The following is a 17413-nucleotide window of genomic DNA, read 5'->3' as shown; positions in this document are numbered from 1 at the left end:
AGAGCGCAACGATTACTTGATCGCTTTGAACCAAGTCTCATCGCCATACCGCAGCAACTCCGCCACGTTGTCCGCACCCACCTGCCCCTGCGCCGCGCCGTCCTGCAACAGCGTCGACAGGGTCGCGAGCATCAGGTCATGGCTCATGATCCCCGTGGCCAACGCTGCAAACACCGTTTTGCCCACCGCCCCCTTGATCACTACTTTCTCGGACCATGCATTCAGGTCAACACCACGCAGGCTGACCATCGACACGGTGTGCCCTTCCACTTCCAACTGGTCACGCGTAACCGAAATGGGCTGGGTGGCAATGTCCAGGAAGTTGCCACCCATGCGCTTGCCCCATACCTGACCGGTGCTGATGTAGTTGAAAGTCACCGCCCCGCCCGCCTCCAGCGTGCGCAGGACCACGGGCAGCCGTTCGCGCAGGTAGAGTTCGCGCACCCATTGGACGAACGCCAGGAAGCCCTTCAGCTGCAAGGTGACGCGCTTGAACGGTTCGCTGGCGTCGCGGCGGTAGGCCAGGTTGGTGATCAGGCCCGTGAGGGCGGTTTGCCCGGAACTGAACAGGTACAGGTCCTGGATCTCGGTGAAGGGCGTGTAGTCACGCTGGCTGCCGATGACCTGGGTGATGCCGTGTTCGTGCACGTCGTAGCTGGCGCGGCGCAACGTGTACTGCCACAGGGTCAGGCCGAGCATGACTGCGGCCAAGGCCGCGAGCAGCGCGGCGGTGGCGTAGAGCAAGGTGGTCTGGCTGGCGAAGGTGATGGTCATGCCACCGCTGGTCTGGAGGCTGACGGGCCCGGTGTTGGTGATGATGTGGGCGGTTGGCAAGTACAGGACGAAGATAGCGAAGGCCAGTAGTACCGCGCCGAAGAGCCCGGTGAACAGGGGCAGCGCTTTGCCGTGTTTGAAGGTTTTGATGTGTTTGCCGGTGGGTGCAGGGGTTTGCATGAGCCTGTGTCCTTGGCTGTTGTGTCTGATGGGATGGCGCTGGGCAGTCCTTTCAGGTTAGCTCCACTGGGACTGGAAAGCCTGTAAGAGAAGATTTGCGGTGCCTGCTTCTCGAACTGGCGCCTGCCCGACAAGGGTTGGCAAACGATCAAAATCGGTTACTGCATCGCCAGGAAATGCTCACGTACCGTTGCACAAAGCGTGAAAATACAAAAACTCGAGACTGGGGTACAGCATCAGTGTACGGAGCAATGGTACTTTTCCATGACCCGGGCAGCCACTACCAGCGCCGCCAGGGAAGTCCTCGACGTTAAAAGATTGTGCGCTCCGGTTAGGCTTCGACTACCCAACACTCGCCTTCGAGTGCAGTCCTGCGACACCGGCTCCAAGCCCCCAAATAGATCGCGATACACGTCGCCACATATTGCTAATTCCTCTGACACTGACGAAAATGAGATTCATTTCCATATGAATCCCCGTCTCAGGTACAGGCAATGTCCTCCGTTGACCGCACGCAGCATCAGGCCATCCACACCCTTTACACCGATCACCACGGCTGGCTGTGCGGCTGGTTGCGGGCGCGCCTGGGATGTTTCGAGCATGCGGCGGACCTGGCCCAGGACACCTTCATCCGCGTGTTGCTGCTGCGCAAGGCGCCGGAGCTGCGCGAGCCGCGTGCGTATTTGAGCAGTATCGCTCGTAGCCTGATGATCGATATGTTTCGGCGCCGTGCGCTTGAACAGGCTTACCTGGAGACGTTGGCGGCGCTGCCCGAGGCGCTGGATATTTCCCCTGAAACGCGTTTGCAGGTCATTGAAACGCTGCTGGAAATCGACCAGTTGCTCGATGGACTGGGGGGCCGTACGCGGGAAATTTTCCTGCTGGCCCAGCTCGATGGGTTGAGCTATGTGCAGATCGGTCGCCAGCTGAACCTGTCGGTTAACACCGTGAAGAAGCACGCGGCGCGGGCGTTGATGCATTGCCTGCTGGCCACCGAGGAGTAGGCCATGGCACAGGATCACACCATTCTTGAGGCGGCCGCCCGCTGGTACGTTGAACTGCGCTGCGAGGACGCCAACGAAGTGACCCGCGAGGCCCATGGGCGCTGGCTGAATGCCGACCCTGGTCATCGAATGGCGTGGGACCGGCTTGCCCGGCTGCAGGAACGCTTTGAGCGAGTGGCGCCTGGCATTGCCCGGCCAACGTTGAGCGGTGCCCGTGCGAAACGGCGGGAATTCTTGAAGGTGCTTTCGCTGTTACTGGCGGCCAGTGGCACCGCGGCCCTGTCCTGGCGCGTGACGCCGCTGCCGTCGTTGATGGCTGACGAGCGAACCACCACCGGTGGCTACCGAAGCGTGAAACTGGCAGACGGCAGCCTGCTGCAGCTGAATACGGACACTGCGGTAAATATTCGCTATAGCCCTCAACTGCGGGAACTGCACCTGCTACGCGGGGAGATCCTGGTGCAGACCGCACGAGATACCCAGGGCCGGCCCTTCGTGGTACACACCCCAGAAGGTAGCATCCGCGCCCTGGGCACGCGTTTTGTGGTGCGCAGCGAGGACGATCAAACCCGGGTAGGCGTGCTGCAACATGCGGTGCAAGTGCGCACAGCGACAATGCTGCCGGCCGTGCGGGTGGACGCCGGTCAGCAACTGCTGTTTCGGCAAAACGCGACCGACGCCGTGCAACCGGCTACGCCCCAGGCCGACGCCTGGACCCACGGCATGCTGGTCGTCGACGACTGGCGCCTGGAACAGGTTGTCACTGAATTGCAGCGTTACCGCCCTGGGTATCTGGGCTGTGCGGCGGCCGTGGCCAAGCTGCGGATTTCCGGCGCCTTTCACCTGGGCGATATCAACGCGGTGCTGGAAAACCTGTCGTCCACGCTGCCCGTGCGCATCAGGCATTTCACCCCGTACTGGGCACGGGTGGAACCCGCTTGAGGCGTGCTCGCAAAAATATATTGCCGTGGGGTGTTGTCGATTCGAATTCTCGTTCGACTTGGATGTAGAGGCGCACATAACGCCATCACTACTGCCACGGGACGAAGGGAATACGCATGTCTGCACGCAAGTCAACCACCAATGGGCCGGACCTGTTCAAGCGCGCGGTGCGCCAGGGGGTCATGGGCATTACCTTGAGCGCGCCACTGGCGGCGTTGATCATTGCCCCTTCGGCATGGGCGCAGGCTGCGGCTGAAACCCGCTTCGACATTCCCGCAGGCTCGGTGAGCGCGGCGCTGGAGCAATTTTCAGCCACCACCGGCGTCAACATTTCCTACGACCCCCAGGCCGCCCAAGGGCAACGCTCGCCTGGCCTGCATGGCGCCTACGCGGTGGATGCCGGCCTGCGCCAGCTGCTGGCCGAGAGCAGGCTGCAAGCGGTGTTGCTGGCCAACGGCAGCTACTCGCTGATCCCGATGGTTGATGCCACCGTGCAACTGGCGCCCACCAGCATCTCGGGCAAAAGTAGCGATGATGGCGTAGACCCGGGGCAAGGCTATGTGGCCACCCGCAGCAGCGCGGGCACCAAGACCGACACCCCCATCATAGAGATACCGCAGTCGATTTCGGTCATCACGCGCCAGCAGATGCGGGCCCAGGGCGCACAGACGGTGACCGATGCGTTGCGCTATGTACCCGGGGTGAAAGTGGAAGCCTACGGCCTGGACCCAAAGGGTTTCGACTGGCTGTACATTCGCGGCTTCAATGGCCAGGCCACCAGCGACTACCTCAACGGCTTGCGCCAGCAGAACAACAGCTATGCGTTCTTCCGCAGCGAGCCGTACGCCTTTGACCGCGTGGAAGTGGTTCGGGGGCCAGCGTCCAGCCTGTTCGGGCAAGGGGATGCGGGAGGCATCGTCAACCGGGTCAGCAAGAAACCGGAAGCCGACCACGTGAACGAAGTGCAATTGACCGGCGGCAACCATGATCGCGCCCAGGGTCAGTTCGACATCGGTGGCGCGCTGAACGACGATCAAAGCCTGTTGTATCGCGTGGTTGGCCTGGCTCGCGACGCGGATACCCAGGTGGACTACGCCGATGGCCACCCAGTGCAGGACAACCGCCTGTATATCGCGCCCTCCTTCACTTGGGCGCCGGACGCCGATACTAGCCTGACGGTGCTCACCGACTTCACCCGCGACCATAACGGCGGCTCCCTGTTCGCCTACAGCACGCCCAGTGGTCATACCACCAACGTGCTGATGGGTGACCACAGCTTCAACCACTTCGACCAGGACCAGTACACCCTCGGCTACGAGTTCCGCCACCGCCTGAATGACACCTGGGAGTTTCGTCAGAACGCGCGCTACGGCCAGGTTGACCTGATTTTCCAGAACCTGCTGCCTACCGCCGTCAACCTCAGCAGCGGAACCACCACGCGCATTGCCGACCGTTTCGACCAGCACATGGACACCTTCAACCTGGACAACCAGTTGCAGGCCGACTTCACCACCGGGCCGCTCACCCACAAGCTGCTGATGGGCGTGGACTACGCCTGGCAGGACGCCGACATCACCCGCTGGCGCACCCTGGCGCCGACGCTGAACATCTATAACCCGCAGTACGGCATGAGCATCGCCCGCCCCACCGCGGCCAACAGCCTGAGCTCAATCGACTACGACCAGACCATCCAGCAGGTCGGCGGCTACCTGCAGGACCAGATAAAGTTCGACGACCACTGGATTCTGACGATGGGCGGTCGCTACGACTACGTGCGCAATGACCTGGACAATCACGTGGGCGCCTCCACCTACCAGAAGGACAACGCCTTTACTGGCCGGGCGGGGCTGACCTATGTCACCGACTTCGGCCTCGCGCCTTACGTCAGCTACGCCGAGTCGTTCAACCCCAACACCGGCACAGACCGCAATGGCAACGCGTTCGACCCGAGCATGGCGCATCAATGGGAAGTGGGCGTGAAATACCAGCCTACCGACGCGCTGTTGATGACCCTGGCCGCCTACGACCTGACCAAGACCAACGTGTTGACCAACGAGGTTGCAGGTGGTGTGACAACCGGTTATTCGGTGTCTTCAGGCGAGCAGCAGTCACGTGGTATCGAAGCGGAAATCAAGGCGCGGCTTAACCAGAACTGGGACCTGCTGGCGTCGTACACCTACACCCACGCCGAAATCACCAAGAGCAACAACGGCGACCAGGGCAACCGCCCTGCCAACGTACCGAAGCACATGGCCTCTGCGTGGCTGAACTACACCTTCCACGACACCGTGCTCGACGGCCTCAGCCTGGGCGCTGGCGCCCGCTACACCGGCGTGTTGTACGGCGACAATGCCAATACCTACCACATCGATAACTACACCCTGTTCGACGCCGGCGCCAGCTACCCGATCAACCAGCACGTGACCGTTTCGGTGAATGCCCAGAACCTTTTGGACACCCAGTATGTGGCAACCTGTGATGACAGCTACGAGTGCTATCCGGGCCTGCGCCGCACCTTGCTGACCAGCGTGAAATACACCTGGTAACGGGTGCGGATCTACGTAGCCTTGCGCAACTACACGGTGTCCTGTAGCCGCTACCCAAGGCAGCGGTGACAGGCGTTAGCGCTATAGAGGCCCTGGCAACTGGACTCAGCGCTGCCGCCCCGGACACGCTGTACGTGCTGGAACAATGGCAAGACGCTGAGAGGGTCAGCAAATCCCACACAACAAAAAACCCGCCGAAGCGGGTTTTTTGTGTGGCCCATTCAACTCCCTGTCGAAGTGAATCCTTTCGTGGCCTGTCATCCCTGACGCTGGGCAAATCCTTTGCCTCAGCTGTTGGGGGTAGATTACGACGGTGGACGGGTTTCCCATAGAGGAGATCGGGAGCAGTGCGTGTAAGACATTGGCTATAGTACGCTGCAACAAAATGCCAAGGACCGCCGAGCAGGATGCCCGCAGCGTGCTGGGGCTGGAGGTGTCGCAGCGCATGCTGGAGCGCGCCCGCACCACCACCCGCGACCCGCGCATCACCGACACTCAGGCCGACCTGGAACACCTGGCGCTGCCCGAGTGCAGCACCGACCTTGTCTACAGTTCGCTGACCTTGCACTACCTCAAGAACCTGCCTGGCTTGCTGACCGCGGCCTACAAGGCACTGGTCCCCGGCGGGCACCTGGTGTTTTCCATCGAGCATCCGATTTTCATGGCATCGAAACAAGCTGACTGGCTGACCGCCCCGGATGGCCGCAAGGTGTGGCCGATGAGGTGGAACGGCCGATGCTGTTATTGGTGGCGGCGCATCGGTAATTTCGGCATTAACATTTGCTCACCCTTTTTCAGGACGAGCCAGGCCCTGACGGGTTAATGTGCCGCCCCACTTTTCATGGAGGCCTTATGGCTGCTCGCCTGTTGTTGCTGACCACTCTGTTCATTGCCACCGGGGCCCTCGCCGCAGCCCACGCCAAACCCGACTGCGCCAACGCCTCCACCACCGTGCAAATGACCCAATGCGCCGCCCTGGACGCCGATGCAGCCGAGGCCAAGCTTAACTCGGCCTACCAGGCGCTGGTGAAACAACTCACCCAGCCAGACACCGCCACCGACAAGTACAGCGTGATGCGCCAGAAACTGCAGGTCGCCCAGCGCGCCTGGATCACCTTCCGGGACGCCGACTGCGCGACGGTGTACCAAGTGAACGCCTCGGGCAGCCTGCGCGGGCTGGCGGCACTGGGGTGCAAGCGCGCCCATGCCGAGCAGCGCACCAAGGAGTTGCAGGCCTACCTGGGCCCATGACGCCACGCGCGGGGCAAACCCGTTAAGATGGACGCTCTATTTTCCTTGCCGCAGGCTGCCCCGTGCCATTGACCCCCCCACCGCCAGGCGCTGCGCTTATCGTCGGCCTTGGCGCTTCCGCTGGCGGCCTGGAACCGCTGGAGCGGTTCCTGCGCTCAATGCCCGCCGACAGCGGCGCCAGCTTCGTGGTGGTTCAGCATCTGGACCCGGCCCACCCTAGCCTGCTGAGCGAAATTCTCGGCCGCGCCACCAGCATGCCGGTGATCGAAGCCAGCAACGGTGCACGCATGGCAGCCGACCGGGTGTACGTGATCCCTCCGAACCACGACCTGCGCCTGTCGGGCCACACACTGGTACTCAGCCCTCGCCAACACTCGGCCAGCCAGCATCTGCCCATCGACGCCTGTTTCATTTCCCTTGCCGAACAGCATGGGCGATACGCCGTGGGCATCGTGCTGTCGGGCACCGGCAGTGATGGTACCCGCGGTTGCCGTGCCATTCTCGACCACGGCGGCCGCACGCTGGTGCAATTCCCCGAGGAAGCGGCTTACTCCGGTATGCCTGACAGCGTGATAAAGGCGGGCAACGCCACCCAGGTACTGACGGTGCAGCACATGCCCGAAGCGCTGCTGGGCACCGAGCCCGCCAGCGCCAGCTATACGCTGCAACAGATTCTGCTGCACTTGCGCGAAGCCACCGGGCACGACTTCACCCAGTACAAGACCAGCACCATTGCGCGGCGCATCGAGCGGCGCATGCAGGTTCAACAGATAGCCAGCGAGGCGCAATACGTAAGCTTGCTGCAAGGCAGCCCCGCCGAAAGCCTGTTGCTGTTCAATGAACTGCTGATCAACGTGACCCAGTTCTTCCGCGACCCCGAGGCCTTTGAGGTGATGGAGGAACAGATCCTCCAACCCCTGCTGGCGGCCAAGGCGCGCGACGATGTATTACGCGTGTGGGTGGCGGGTTGTGCCAGCGGCGAAGAAGCCTATTCGGTAGCCATTGTGCTGCATGAGCTGTTGCAGGCCCATGCCCTGGCGTTGACGGTCCAATTTTTCGCCACCGACCTGGACGCCGACGCCATTGGCACCGCCCGGGCCGGCCTGTACCCGTTGAGCATTGCCAATGACATGACCGGCCAACGCTTGCAGCGTTATTTCATCGCTGAAGAAGGCGGTTACCGAGTGCGCAAGGAAATACGCGAGATGATCGTGTTCGCGGTGCAGAACGTCATCAAGGACCCACCCTTCACCCGTCTAGACCTGCTGTGCTGCCGCAACCTGATGATTTACCTGGGCCAGGCCCTGCAGAATCGCCTGGTGCCGACCTTTCACTACGCGCTCAAGCCTGGTGGTGTGCTGTTTCTGTCGCCATCGGAAAGCATCGGCGGGCATGCCACGCTGTTTTCGCCCATCCACCGCAAGTGGAAATTCTACCGGGCCATCAAGTCGCCCATGCCCCAATCCATACCGTTGGACAGCAGCCTGTCATGGGTGCCCGAACGGATCAGCAAACTACCGGACCACCCAGCCAAAATGACCAGGGAAACCAACATTGCCGAACTGACCCGCCGCGCACTGCTGCAAGACTTCGGCCCGGCGTCAGTGGTCACCGACCTGACGGGCAATATCCTTTATATCCATGGTGACACCGGCAACTACCTGCGCCCGGCGCCCGGCCAGGCCAGCCTGAATGTCATCGACATGGCCCGCGACGGCTTACAGTTGGAGCTGCGCAACGCCGTTCATCGCGCGGCGGTCAGCACCGAAGCCATGCAGGCCGGCCCGCTGAGCGTCGCAGGGGCAGATGCCACCCGCCAAGTCAACCTGAGCGTCAGGCGCATGGCCGATTCGGCCCAAGGCGAACGGCTACTGCTGATCACCTTTCAGGACCTGCTGGCGCCGGTAGCTGCTGCGCCTGCCAAGGCGGGCAAGCGCGGCACCGCCCCCCCAACCTCCGAGCACGTCACGCGCCTGGAGCGCGATTTGGCCTACACCCGCGAGAACCTGCAGGCCACTATCGACGAGTTGCAGGACGCCAACGAGGAACTCAGCTCGGCCAACGAGGAGATGCAGTCGACCAACGAAGAACTGCAATCCTCCAACGAAGAGCTGGAAACGTCGCGCGAAGAGCTGCAATCGGTCAATGAAGAGCTGGTAACCGTCAACGCCGAGCTACAGGCCAAGATCGAACAGCTGGGCGACATGCAGAACGACATGAAGAACCTGCTCGACAGCATCAATATCGGAACTATATTTCTCGATACCCATTTGACTATCCGGCGCTTCACCCGGGATGCGGCGAACATCTACCGCTTGATTCCCAAGGACGTCGGGCGGCCGTTGGCTGATATCACCTCATACCTGGACTCGCAGGACCTGCTGGCGGTGGCACAGGAAGTACTGGAAACACTGATACCCCGTGAAATCGAACTGCGCACCACGGCGGATAACTGGTTTCTGGCCAGGCTGCTGCCGTACCGCACGCTGGACAACGTGATTGATGGTGTGGTGATGACATTTCACGACATCAACACCCGTATTGCCAACGACCAGGCGGTACAGGCCGCACGAGAACTGGCCGAGGCCATTGTCGATACGGTCATCGAGCCGCTGCTGGTGCTCGACCACCAACTGTGCGTGGTGTCGGCCAGCCGCTCGTACTATCGGGATTTCCGCACGTCGGCGGGGCAAACCACCGGTCGGCCGCTCTATGAACTGGGCGACGGGCAGTGGGACATTGAAGCGCTACGTGAACAATTGGGGAGTATTCTGGGCAATAACTCCAGTTTTGACGGCTTCGTGGTGGAGCAAAACTTGCCCGGCACAGGCCCGCAGACCATTACCCTGAACGCCAGGCGAGTCACGGGCAACGGTGCGCGACCGCACCTCATATTACTGGCCATGCAGCACCATCCGTCGACAACCTAGAGGCCCCTACATGAAAATGCCGACGCCTGCCCCCGCCATTTGCCACGAGGTGCAGCCCGTCGGAAGTCCGCTTGCCAGCGCGCAACTGCTCTATGAACTACAAACCCACCAAGCCGAACTGCAAATGCAGAACGAGGAGCTGCGCAACGCCCACATCGCTCTGGAAATGTCGCGCGACCGGTACATGGACCTGTATGAAAACGCCCCCGTGGGTTACCTCACACTCAACACCCAGGGCCTGATCGAGGCCGTGAACCAGACTGGCGAGACCTTGCTGGGCTGTTCGCGCGACCACCTGCTCAACCGGCGATTTGCCAGCCGGGTGGCCAGCCAGGAGCGCGATCACTGGCAACAAGTGTTCGTGCGGGTATGCCGTGCCAGTACACCCGAAGAATGCGAACTGACCCTGCGGCGTGCCGACGGCAGCCTCTGGCAGGCGCGCCTGAACTGCGTGCGCCACGACAACAACCCGCCCATGGTGCGCGTGAGCCTGACCGACCTGACGGCGCGACGCAACCTGGAAAGCCGCCTGAACTTGGCCGCCAGCGTATTCACCCACGCCCGGGAAGGCATCATGATCACCGATGCCAGCGGCATCATCGTCGAGGTAAATGATGCCTTCAGCACCATCACCGGCTACTCCCGGCACGAGGCGGTGGGCCTGAACCCGCGGTTCCTGGCCTCGGGCATGACAGAACCGGCCTACTATGCAGAGCTATGGCGCTGCCTGCTGCTGGATCATCACTGGCAGGGCGACCTGTGGAACCGTCGCCACGACGGTGAAACCTTTGCCACGCGCCAAACCATCACCGCCATCCTCGACCCCCACGGGCGCGTGCAGAACTACGTCTCGTTGTTTACCGACGTCACCGAGCTGCACGAACACCAGCGCCAACTGGAATACATCGCCCATTACGATCCCCTGACTCACCTGCCCAACCGCGTGCTGCTGGCCTCGCGCATGCAGCAGGCCATGACCCGCGCGCTCGGCCTGGGCAGCAAACTGGCCTTGGCGTACCTGGACCTGGACGGTTTCAAGGCCATCAACGACCTGCACGGCCATGACGCCGGTGACCGCGTGCTGACCACCGTGGCCCGACGCATGAAGCACACCTTGCGCGACGCCTGCACCCTGGCGCGCCTGGGCGGCGATGAATTCGTCGCCTTGATCGTCGACCTTGATCAGGTATACGACAGCGCCCCCATGCTGGAGCGCCTGCTGGCCGCCGCCAGCGATGAGGTGCAGATCGGCGAATTGGCCATCAACCTATCAGCCAGCATCGGCGTCAGTTATTACCCCCAGGAAGGCGAGATCAGCGCCGATCAGTTGCTGCGCCAGGCCGACCAGGCGATGTACCAGGCCAAGCTGGCCGGCAAGAACCGCTTTCACGTATTCGATGCCCAGCACGACCTCGACCTGCGTGGCCACAACGCCCGCCTGGACCGCATCGACCGTGCCATTCGCGAGCAGGAATTGCGCCTGTATTACCAACCCAAGGTGAACTTGCGCACTGGCGAAGTGGTGGGCGCCGAAGCATTGTTGCGCTGGCAGCACCCGGAAAAGGGCCTGTTGATGCCCGACAGCTTCCTGCCTTTGATTGAAAGCAATTCGTTGTCCGAGGTGATCGGCGACTGGGTGCTGGAAAGTGCCCTGAGCCAGGTGCAGGCCTGGCAGCATGCAGGGGTGCGGATACCGGTCAGCGTCAACGTCGGCGCCCGGCAACTGCAACACCCGGACTTTGTCGCCAACCTGCTGGAACGCCTGGCGGCGCATCCGGACGTGGACCCACGCATGCTGATGATCGAGATTCTGGAAACCAGCGCCCTGGAAGACATCGAGGGGGTGTCGCATACCCTGCGCAGTTGCGCGGCCATGGGTGTGCGCTTTGCCCTGGATGACTTCGGCACCGGCTATTCATCGCTCAGTTACCTCAAGCGCCTGCCCGTGGCCCAGCTGAAGATCGACCAGACCTTTATTCAGGGCATGCTCGACGCGCCCGAGGACATATCCATCTTGCAGGCCATTCTGGGGCTGGCCAGCGCCTTCCGCCGGGAGATCATCGCCGAGGGCGTTGATAACGCCGTTCAGGCCAACCGCCTGCTGCAACTGGGCTGCGAGCTGGCCCAAGGCTTCGGCATTGCCCAGCCCATGCCACCTGAGGCACTGCCGGCGTGGATCGCACGCTGGCACGCAAACCCAACCTGGCAGAGCGCTCCTTCGCCCTGAGCCAGCGGTTCAGTAAAGCTGCGGCACGAACAGTTCGGCCGCCACCGGTGTGCGGGTGTAGTCCTGCTGACGCTCGCGTTGCGGCAACTCGATGACCGGGTGCGCCACTTCCTCGTAGGGCATTTGCGCCAGCAGGTGGTTGATGCAGTTCAGGCGCGCTTTCTTCTTGTCATCGGCCTGCACGATCCACCAGGGTGCCTCGGCAATATGAGTGCGCTTGAGCATGACTTCCTTGGCTTTGGTGTAGGCCTCCCAGCGCCGCCGCGACTCCAGGTCCATGGGGCTGAGCTTCCATTGCTTGAGCGGGTCGTGAATACGGCTGAGAAAACGCAGGTGCTGTTCCTGATCGGAGATCGAGAACCAGTACTTGATCAACTGAATGCCCGACCGCGCCAGCATGCGCTCGAACTCAGGCACAGTACGGAAGAACTCTTCGTACTGTTCGTCGTTGCAGAAGCCCATGACTTTTTCCACGCCGGCGCGGTTGTACCAGCTGCGATCAAACAGCACGATCTCGCCGGCCGCCGGCAGGTGCGACACGTAGCGCTGGAAATACCACTGGGTACGCTCGCGATCACTGGGCGCCGGCAAAGCCGCTACCCGGCACACACGCGGGTTGAGCCGTTGGGTGATGCGCTTGATCACCCCGCCCTTGCCCGCCGCGTCTCGCCCTTCGAACAGGATCACCACCTTGTGGCCGGTCTTCACCACCCAGCTCTGTAACTTCACCAACTCGCCCTGCAACCGAAACAATTCGGCGAAATATTGCCGCCGTGCCTGTTTTTCAGGGCTTTCCGGCACATTGTTGTCAAACAGCGCGTCGAAGTCGTGGTCGTCATCCATCAACTCCAGCTCAAGCTCTTCGTCACCGTGATCGGCCAGCTCACGGTGTATGCGGCGCATCAGCGTATCGGTACTGGCATGCATGACGGTGCTCACTTTGATGTCGGACGTTTCCGAAATCTTAGGGAGATTTTGTGACCGGGTGGTTAACGGCCTGGCAAACGCTCAGGCGTGGGCAGCACGCCCAAATACTGCATCGGCCCATTGGTTCAAGCGCCTACCTGCTGCCTGTTCGGCGATCGTGGCAGCGGCATGGTGGCGTCACGATCAGCGCAATCCTTCAGATAGTCATCCACCGCCAGAGCCTGCGCTTGGTCACGGCCGGGCGCATAAGGCCTCTAAAGGCACATCATGAAATATGTGACCACCTCGTCATTTTTAGCACTAAGCCATCAAAAGTAATCTTGACGCTACATTTTTGACACCAAAAAGCGTCAATTTAATGTTACTAATAATAAGGGCTTTGCGAAGGCAATCCCATTCTCACTTTCATGCGGCGGTGGCGCCAGCGCGATGCTGTCAGCCAGCCAGCCGACAAGACACGGAGGTCTTATGCGCCTATTTCGCATTTCAGGCAGCGTTGCGCTGCTCACTGTTTCCCTCACTTCCCTGGCCAATGCCGCGCAGCCGGCCGAAGAACGCCTGTGTGGCTGGTACGAAAATTCTGCGCCGCGGGTGATCAACCTGATTGATCACGAAGGCAGCTGGAAAATCGCCACCGCCGACGGCTATAACGCGCCGGGACAGAAACCGGTCTTTCGTTCCAGCCAATGGATACGCACCAACGGGGACTATGGCTATGGCTGCGCGTGCGTGTCCGGTGAACTGGACGAGCAGACCCACACCGTCAATGCCATCACCACGGCCACGGCGCGCACGCTGTCTGCCTGCCGCGCCGACACCACGCTGCGTGAGCCGTCCATGCTCAAGGGCAAGAACGTGGTCGGTGCCATCGTGATGTAGGCATTGGCGGCAAGTTGGCAGGATTTGTGGGGTTATTGTCATTCACGCCAAGGTTCGCCGGGCGATGATGACGCTCCCCTCACTGCCCGGAGCCGCATATGCCGCACGCCCTTGCCGACCTGGTGCGCCAGCGCACCCTGAACATCAGCCTGCTGATCTACCCGCAGGTTGAAATTCTCGATTTCGCCGGTCCCTACGAGGTGTTCAGCGTTGCCAGCCGTGTGGCCCTGCGCGACGGCGTGCTGCCCCATGCGGCCTTTCGCGTACAAACAGTGGCAGCCGAGCCCGGCCAAGTGTGCGCACGCTACAACCTGCACGTTGCAGCCGACGCCAGCCTGCAAGCGGCCGCGCCGTGTGATGTGTTGATTGTGCCAGGCGGCGTGGTCGACCAGCCCCTGGGCCACCCGCCTACCCTGGCATGGGTGGCCAGCACTGCCGCGCGTACGCCGTTGGTGACATCGGTGTGCACCGGCGCTTTCATCCTGGCCAAGGCCGGGGTGCTGACCGACCATACCGTGACCACCCATTGGGATGACATTGCGCAACTGCAACAGGACTTTCCCGCGCTGAAGGTCGTCGCCGACGTGCCTTACGTGGACCTGGGCGCGTTGGTTACGTCGGCGGGAATCTCCGCCGGCATCGACATGAGCCTGCATGTGGTGGCGCGGATTCTGGACGGCGCAGTGGCCAAGCGAACCGCGCGCCAGATGCAGTATGAGTGGACGGATCGTGCGTAGGTAGCGCCCTACATACCAACCAGACTGGTCCGAGATGCTCTCGGAAGCATCCGGTTACTCCTGGCTGGACGTAACCGGATAATGCCGCTCCGTTATCCATGGAAAGGCTTACCCACGATGCTGCGACCCATCACCCTGGCTCTGTTGTTGAACCCCGCACTGCTCGTTTCAGCAAGCGAAGGTGTTATCCGGCTCAATGGCGTGATAACCATGCCAACCTGCCCTATCGCGCCTGTAGCAGCGGGCAACGGCTTGGCGGCTTTGACCGGTTTGCAGCAGACAGGCCCCGGCTGCGAGGGCACTGGCAAGGTCGCTGTCGTCACGGTAGAAACGGCAGGCCAGCCCGAGGATGGGCTGGCCGTGGTCGTTGTGCAGGTATATTAAACCTTGCGCCCCTTGCCCTGCCCTTCAAAACCGTCGGCACGGAACATCTGGCGAATGCCCCGTACAGCCTGGCGAATCCGGTCCTGGTTCTCGATCAGGGCGAAGCGCACGTGATCATCACCGTACTCGCCAAAGCCGATGCCGGGCGACACACACACCTTGGCCTCGGCCAGCAGCTTCTTGGCAAACTCCAGGGAGCCCAGGTGGGCGTAGGCGTCGGGGATCTTGGCCCACACATACATCGAGGCCTTGGGGTTCTCGACCATCCAGCCCAGTTCATGCAGGCCCTTGACCAGCACATTGCGGCGTTGGCGGTACTGCTCGGCGATGTCCAGCACGCACTGCTGGTCGCCTTCCAGGGCGGCGATGGCCGCCACTTGCAGGGGCGTGAAGGTACCGTAGTCGTGGTAGCTCTTGATGCGCGCCAGGGCGTTGACCAGCTCAGGGTTGCCGACCATGAAACCAATGCGCCAGCCAGCCATGTTGTAGCTCTTGGACAGGGTGAAGAACTCTACCGCGATGTCCTTGGCGCCCGGCACCTGCATGATCGACGGGGCTTTCCAGCCGTCGTAGACGATGTCGGCGTAGGCCAGGTCATGCACCACCAGCACATCGTACTGCTTGGCCAGGGCGACTACGCGTTCGAAGAAGTCCAGCTCCACGCATTGGGCAGTGGGGTTGGACGGGAAGCCCAGGATCATCATCTTCGGTTTGGGGATGGAACCGCGAATGGCGCGCTCCAGCTCGTCGAAGAAATCCACGCCCGGCACCAGCGGCACCGAACGCACCTGGGCGCCGGCAATCACGGCACCGTAGATGTGAATCGGGTAGCTGGGGTTGGGCACCAGCACGGTGTCGCCCTGGTCCAGGGTGGCCAGCATCAGGTGCGCCAGGCCTTCCTTGGAGCCGATGGTGACGATGGCTTCGTCCTCCGGGTCAATCTCTACCTGATAGCGGTCGGCGTACCAGCGCGAGATGGCGCGACGTAAACGGGGGATGCCACGCGAAGTCGAGTAGCCGTGGGTGTCTTCCCGCTGGGCCACGCTAACCAGCTTTTCCACGATGTGCGGCGGAGTGGCGCCGTCGGGGTTGCCCATGCTCAGGTCGATGATGTCCTCGCCACGGCGGCGGGCGGCCATCTTGAGTTCGGCGGTGATATTGAAGACGTAAGGGGGGAGACGATCGATACGCGAAAAGCGGCGCGGCGAAGAACCGTTGTCAGCCATGTTGAAACCTCGAAACGTAAGCGCCCGGAACCGTCCGAGCGACGCGGCCAGTGCGCTGGCCAGAGGGCAACAATAAGCGTGGAGGAGAACGGCTGTCCAGCCCCCTTTCAGGGATATCTGAATTATTTACCTAAAAACCAGAAATATCACCTTAAAACACGATTATATTCAGTTAATAATCTCGCTAATTCCCCTATTACCGCAGCAGCAACTGCCTTTGTGGGAGCCGGCCCTACCCGCGAAATGAGCGCCGCGCAGTGGCAGATACACCAAGGGGTTCTTTTCGCGGGTAGGACCCAAGGGCGTGGTGCAGCAGCTCCAACGGTAGGGCTGCAAGCTGCAGAAGGCTGCGGCAGGGTAACGCGGTGGGGCAGGTAACGGTGAGGCGCCTGTGACGCGACCTGCGGCCGCTACTACAGGGGGTGGGACTGGAAATACAAAAACGCCCCGTACCTTTCGGTACGGGGCGTTTTCGGTGTAGCAGGACAGCGATCGAGTCAGCCTTCCTACACTCAGTGAGCGTAGGTCAGCAACAGCTCCGTCGGCGCCTTGAAGTCCAGGGACATCATCACGCTCAGGGCCGTGATGGTAAAGATGGAGAACACGAACAGCTTGCGTGCCCACACCTTGTCATCAACTGCCTTGTAACCGGTCCAGGCCATGTACAACCAGTACATGCCCATCGCCGCCGCCACTGCCAGGTAGCTCATGCCTGCGTAACCACCCAGGGTCAGCATGAGGGTCGCCAGCAGGAACGCCAGGATGTAGAGCAGGATGTGTTTCTTGGCTACAACGATGCCACGCTTGACTGGCAGCACCGGAATCGATGCAGCCAGATAGTCGTTGAAGCGGAAGATCGCGATGGCATAGGAATGCGGCATCTGCCAGAGGCTGAACATCACCAGCAGGGTCAACGCAGCCATATCGAAGTGACCGCTTACGGCCACGTACCCGATGACGGGCGGCATGGCTCCGGAGAGGCTGCCGACCAGAGTACCGTGTACCGATTTGCGCTTCAGATACAGGCTGTAGAAACCCACGTAGATGATGAAGCCGATCAGGCCGCCCAAGGCCGCCAGCGGGTTGGCCATCTTGTACAGCATGGCCAGGCCCGCCACACCCAACAGGGTGGCGTAGGCCAGGGCTGTCTTCAACGAGATCAGGCCCTGGACCAGTGCGCGGTTCTTGGTGCGCTCCATCTTCACGTCGATGTCGCGGTCGATGCAGTTGTTGAATGCACAACCGGACGCCACCACCAGCGAAGTACCAATCACCGTGGCCAGGAAAAGGGCGAAATCTACATGCCCTTGCGAGGCCAGGAAAAAGCCGCCTGCCACAGAAAGCACGTTACCGAAAATGATCCCCGGTTTGGTGATTTGGATAAAGTGCTTAACGGACATGCAGTT

The 17413-nt window shown here is 61.6% G+C and carries 14 protein-coding genes; 10 read left to right on the top strand and 4 right to left on the bottom strand.

Translation table 11 applies throughout. From position 1 onward, the window contains the following. Positions 1 to 12 precede the first annotated feature (12 nt). Complete coding sequence (locus PMM47T1_RS04130) at positions 13 to 954, bottom strand: hypothetical protein (RefSeq protein WP_008366086.1); 942 nt, start codon at positions 952 to 954, stop codon at positions 13 to 15. Between the two features lie 494 nt (positions 955 to 1448). Here PMM47T1_RS04130 and PMM47T1_RS04125 point away from each other — a divergent pair, with 494 nt between their 5' ends. The 7 genes from PMM47T1_RS04125 (at position 1449) to PMM47T1_RS04095 (ending at position 11854) form a co-directional block, all read left to right on the top strand. Next, a complete protein-coding gene (locus tag PMM47T1_RS04125) occupies positions 1449 to 1958 on the top strand; it encodes a sigma-70 family RNA polymerase sigma factor (RefSeq protein ID WP_008366085.1) in 510 nt (169 codons plus the stop codon). Between the two features lie 3 nt (positions 1959 to 1961). Beyond that, positions 1962 to 2900 carry a FecR domain-containing protein gene (locus tag PMM47T1_RS04120; RefSeq protein ID WP_008366083.1) on the top strand — a complete coding sequence of 313 codons (939 nt, stop codon included), beginning with the start codon at positions 1962 to 1964 and terminating at the stop codon, positions 2898 to 2900. Between the two features lie 116 nt (positions 2901 to 3016). Further along, positions 3017 to 5446 carry a TonB-dependent siderophore receptor gene (locus PMM47T1_RS04115; RefSeq protein WP_008366081.1) on the top strand — a complete coding sequence of 810 codons (2430 nt, stop codon included), beginning with the start codon at positions 3017 to 3019 and terminating at the stop codon, positions 5444 to 5446. A gap of 385 nt (positions 5447 to 5831) precedes the next feature. Then, entirely contained in the window at positions 5832 to 6269 is a 438-nt protein-coding gene (locus PMM47T1_RS04110) for a class I SAM-dependent methyltransferase (RefSeq protein ID WP_081492613.1), read from the top strand. A gap of 29 nt (positions 6270 to 6298) precedes the next feature. Then, the gene (locus tag PMM47T1_RS04105) at positions 6299 to 6697 is read left to right on the top strand and encodes a lysozyme inhibitor LprI family protein (RefSeq protein WP_008366077.1); all 399 of its coding nucleotides are present in this window, start codon (positions 6299 to 6301) and stop codon (positions 6695 to 6697) included. A gap of 62 nt (positions 6698 to 6759) precedes the next feature. Next, complete coding sequence (locus PMM47T1_RS04100; RefSeq protein WP_050990381.1) at positions 6760 to 9627, top strand: chemotaxis protein CheB; 2868 nt, start codon at positions 6760 to 6762, stop codon at positions 9625 to 9627. 10 nt (positions 9628 to 9637) lie between these two features. Then, complete coding sequence (locus PMM47T1_RS04095; RefSeq protein ID WP_008366074.1) at positions 9638 to 11854, top strand: sensor domain-containing protein; 2217 nt, start codon at positions 9638 to 9640, stop codon at positions 11852 to 11854. Between the two features lie 9 nt (positions 11855 to 11863). Here PMM47T1_RS04095 and ppk2 read toward each other — a convergent pair whose 3' ends face one another. Further along, positions 11864 to 12781 carry a polyphosphate kinase 2 gene (gene ppk2 / locus PMM47T1_RS04090; RefSeq protein WP_008366072.1) on the bottom strand — a complete coding sequence of 306 codons (918 nt, stop codon included), beginning with the start codon at positions 12779 to 12781 and terminating at the stop codon, positions 11864 to 11866. 468 nt (positions 12782 to 13249) lie between these two features. On the opposite strand from ppk2, the gene PMM47T1_RS04085 reads away from it, so the two are divergent. The 3 genes from PMM47T1_RS04085 to PMM47T1_RS04075 all read left to right on the top strand — a co-directional run bounded on the left by PMM47T1_RS04085 (position 13250) and on the right by PMM47T1_RS04075 (position 14781). Further along, positions 13250 to 13660, top strand: coding sequence for a DUF4087 domain-containing protein (locus PMM47T1_RS04085; protein ID WP_008366069.1), 411 nt, complete (start codon positions 13250 to 13252; stop codon positions 13658 to 13660). Positions 13661 to 13758: 98 nt separating this feature from the next. Beyond that, positions 13759 to 14397, top strand: coding sequence for a DJ-1/PfpI family protein (locus PMM47T1_RS04080; protein WP_008366067.1), 639 nt, complete (start codon positions 13759 to 13761; stop codon positions 14395 to 14397). Between the two features lie 117 nt (positions 14398 to 14514). After that, positions 14515 to 14781, top strand: a complete 267-nt coding sequence (locus tag PMM47T1_RS04075) for a hypothetical protein (RefSeq protein WP_008366065.1) — start codon at positions 14515 to 14517, stop codon at positions 14779 to 14781. On the opposite strand, the gene alaC is transcribed toward PMM47T1_RS04075, so the two are convergent. Both alaC and cyoE read right to left on the bottom strand, forming a co-directional pair. Then, entirely contained in the window at positions 14778 to 16007 is a 1230-nt protein-coding gene (gene alaC, locus PMM47T1_RS04070; RefSeq protein ID WP_008366063.1) for an alanine transaminase, read from the bottom strand. The two genes, PMM47T1_RS04075 and alaC, sit on opposite strands and share 4 nt — an antisense overlap. A gap of 512 nt (positions 16008 to 16519) precedes the next feature. Then, entirely contained in the window at positions 16520 to 17407 is an 888-nt protein-coding gene (gene cyoE, locus PMM47T1_RS04065) for a heme o synthase (protein ID WP_008366060.1), read from the bottom strand. Positions 17408 to 17413: the final 6 nt, after the last annotated feature.

The organism is Pseudomonas sp. M47T1, from assembly GCF_000263855.1.
In the GTDB taxonomy this organism is placed as follows: Bacteria; Pseudomonadota; Gammaproteobacteria; order Pseudomonadales; family Pseudomonadaceae; genus Aquipseudomonas.
This window is presented reverse-complemented; position numbering and strand designations above follow the sequence as displayed.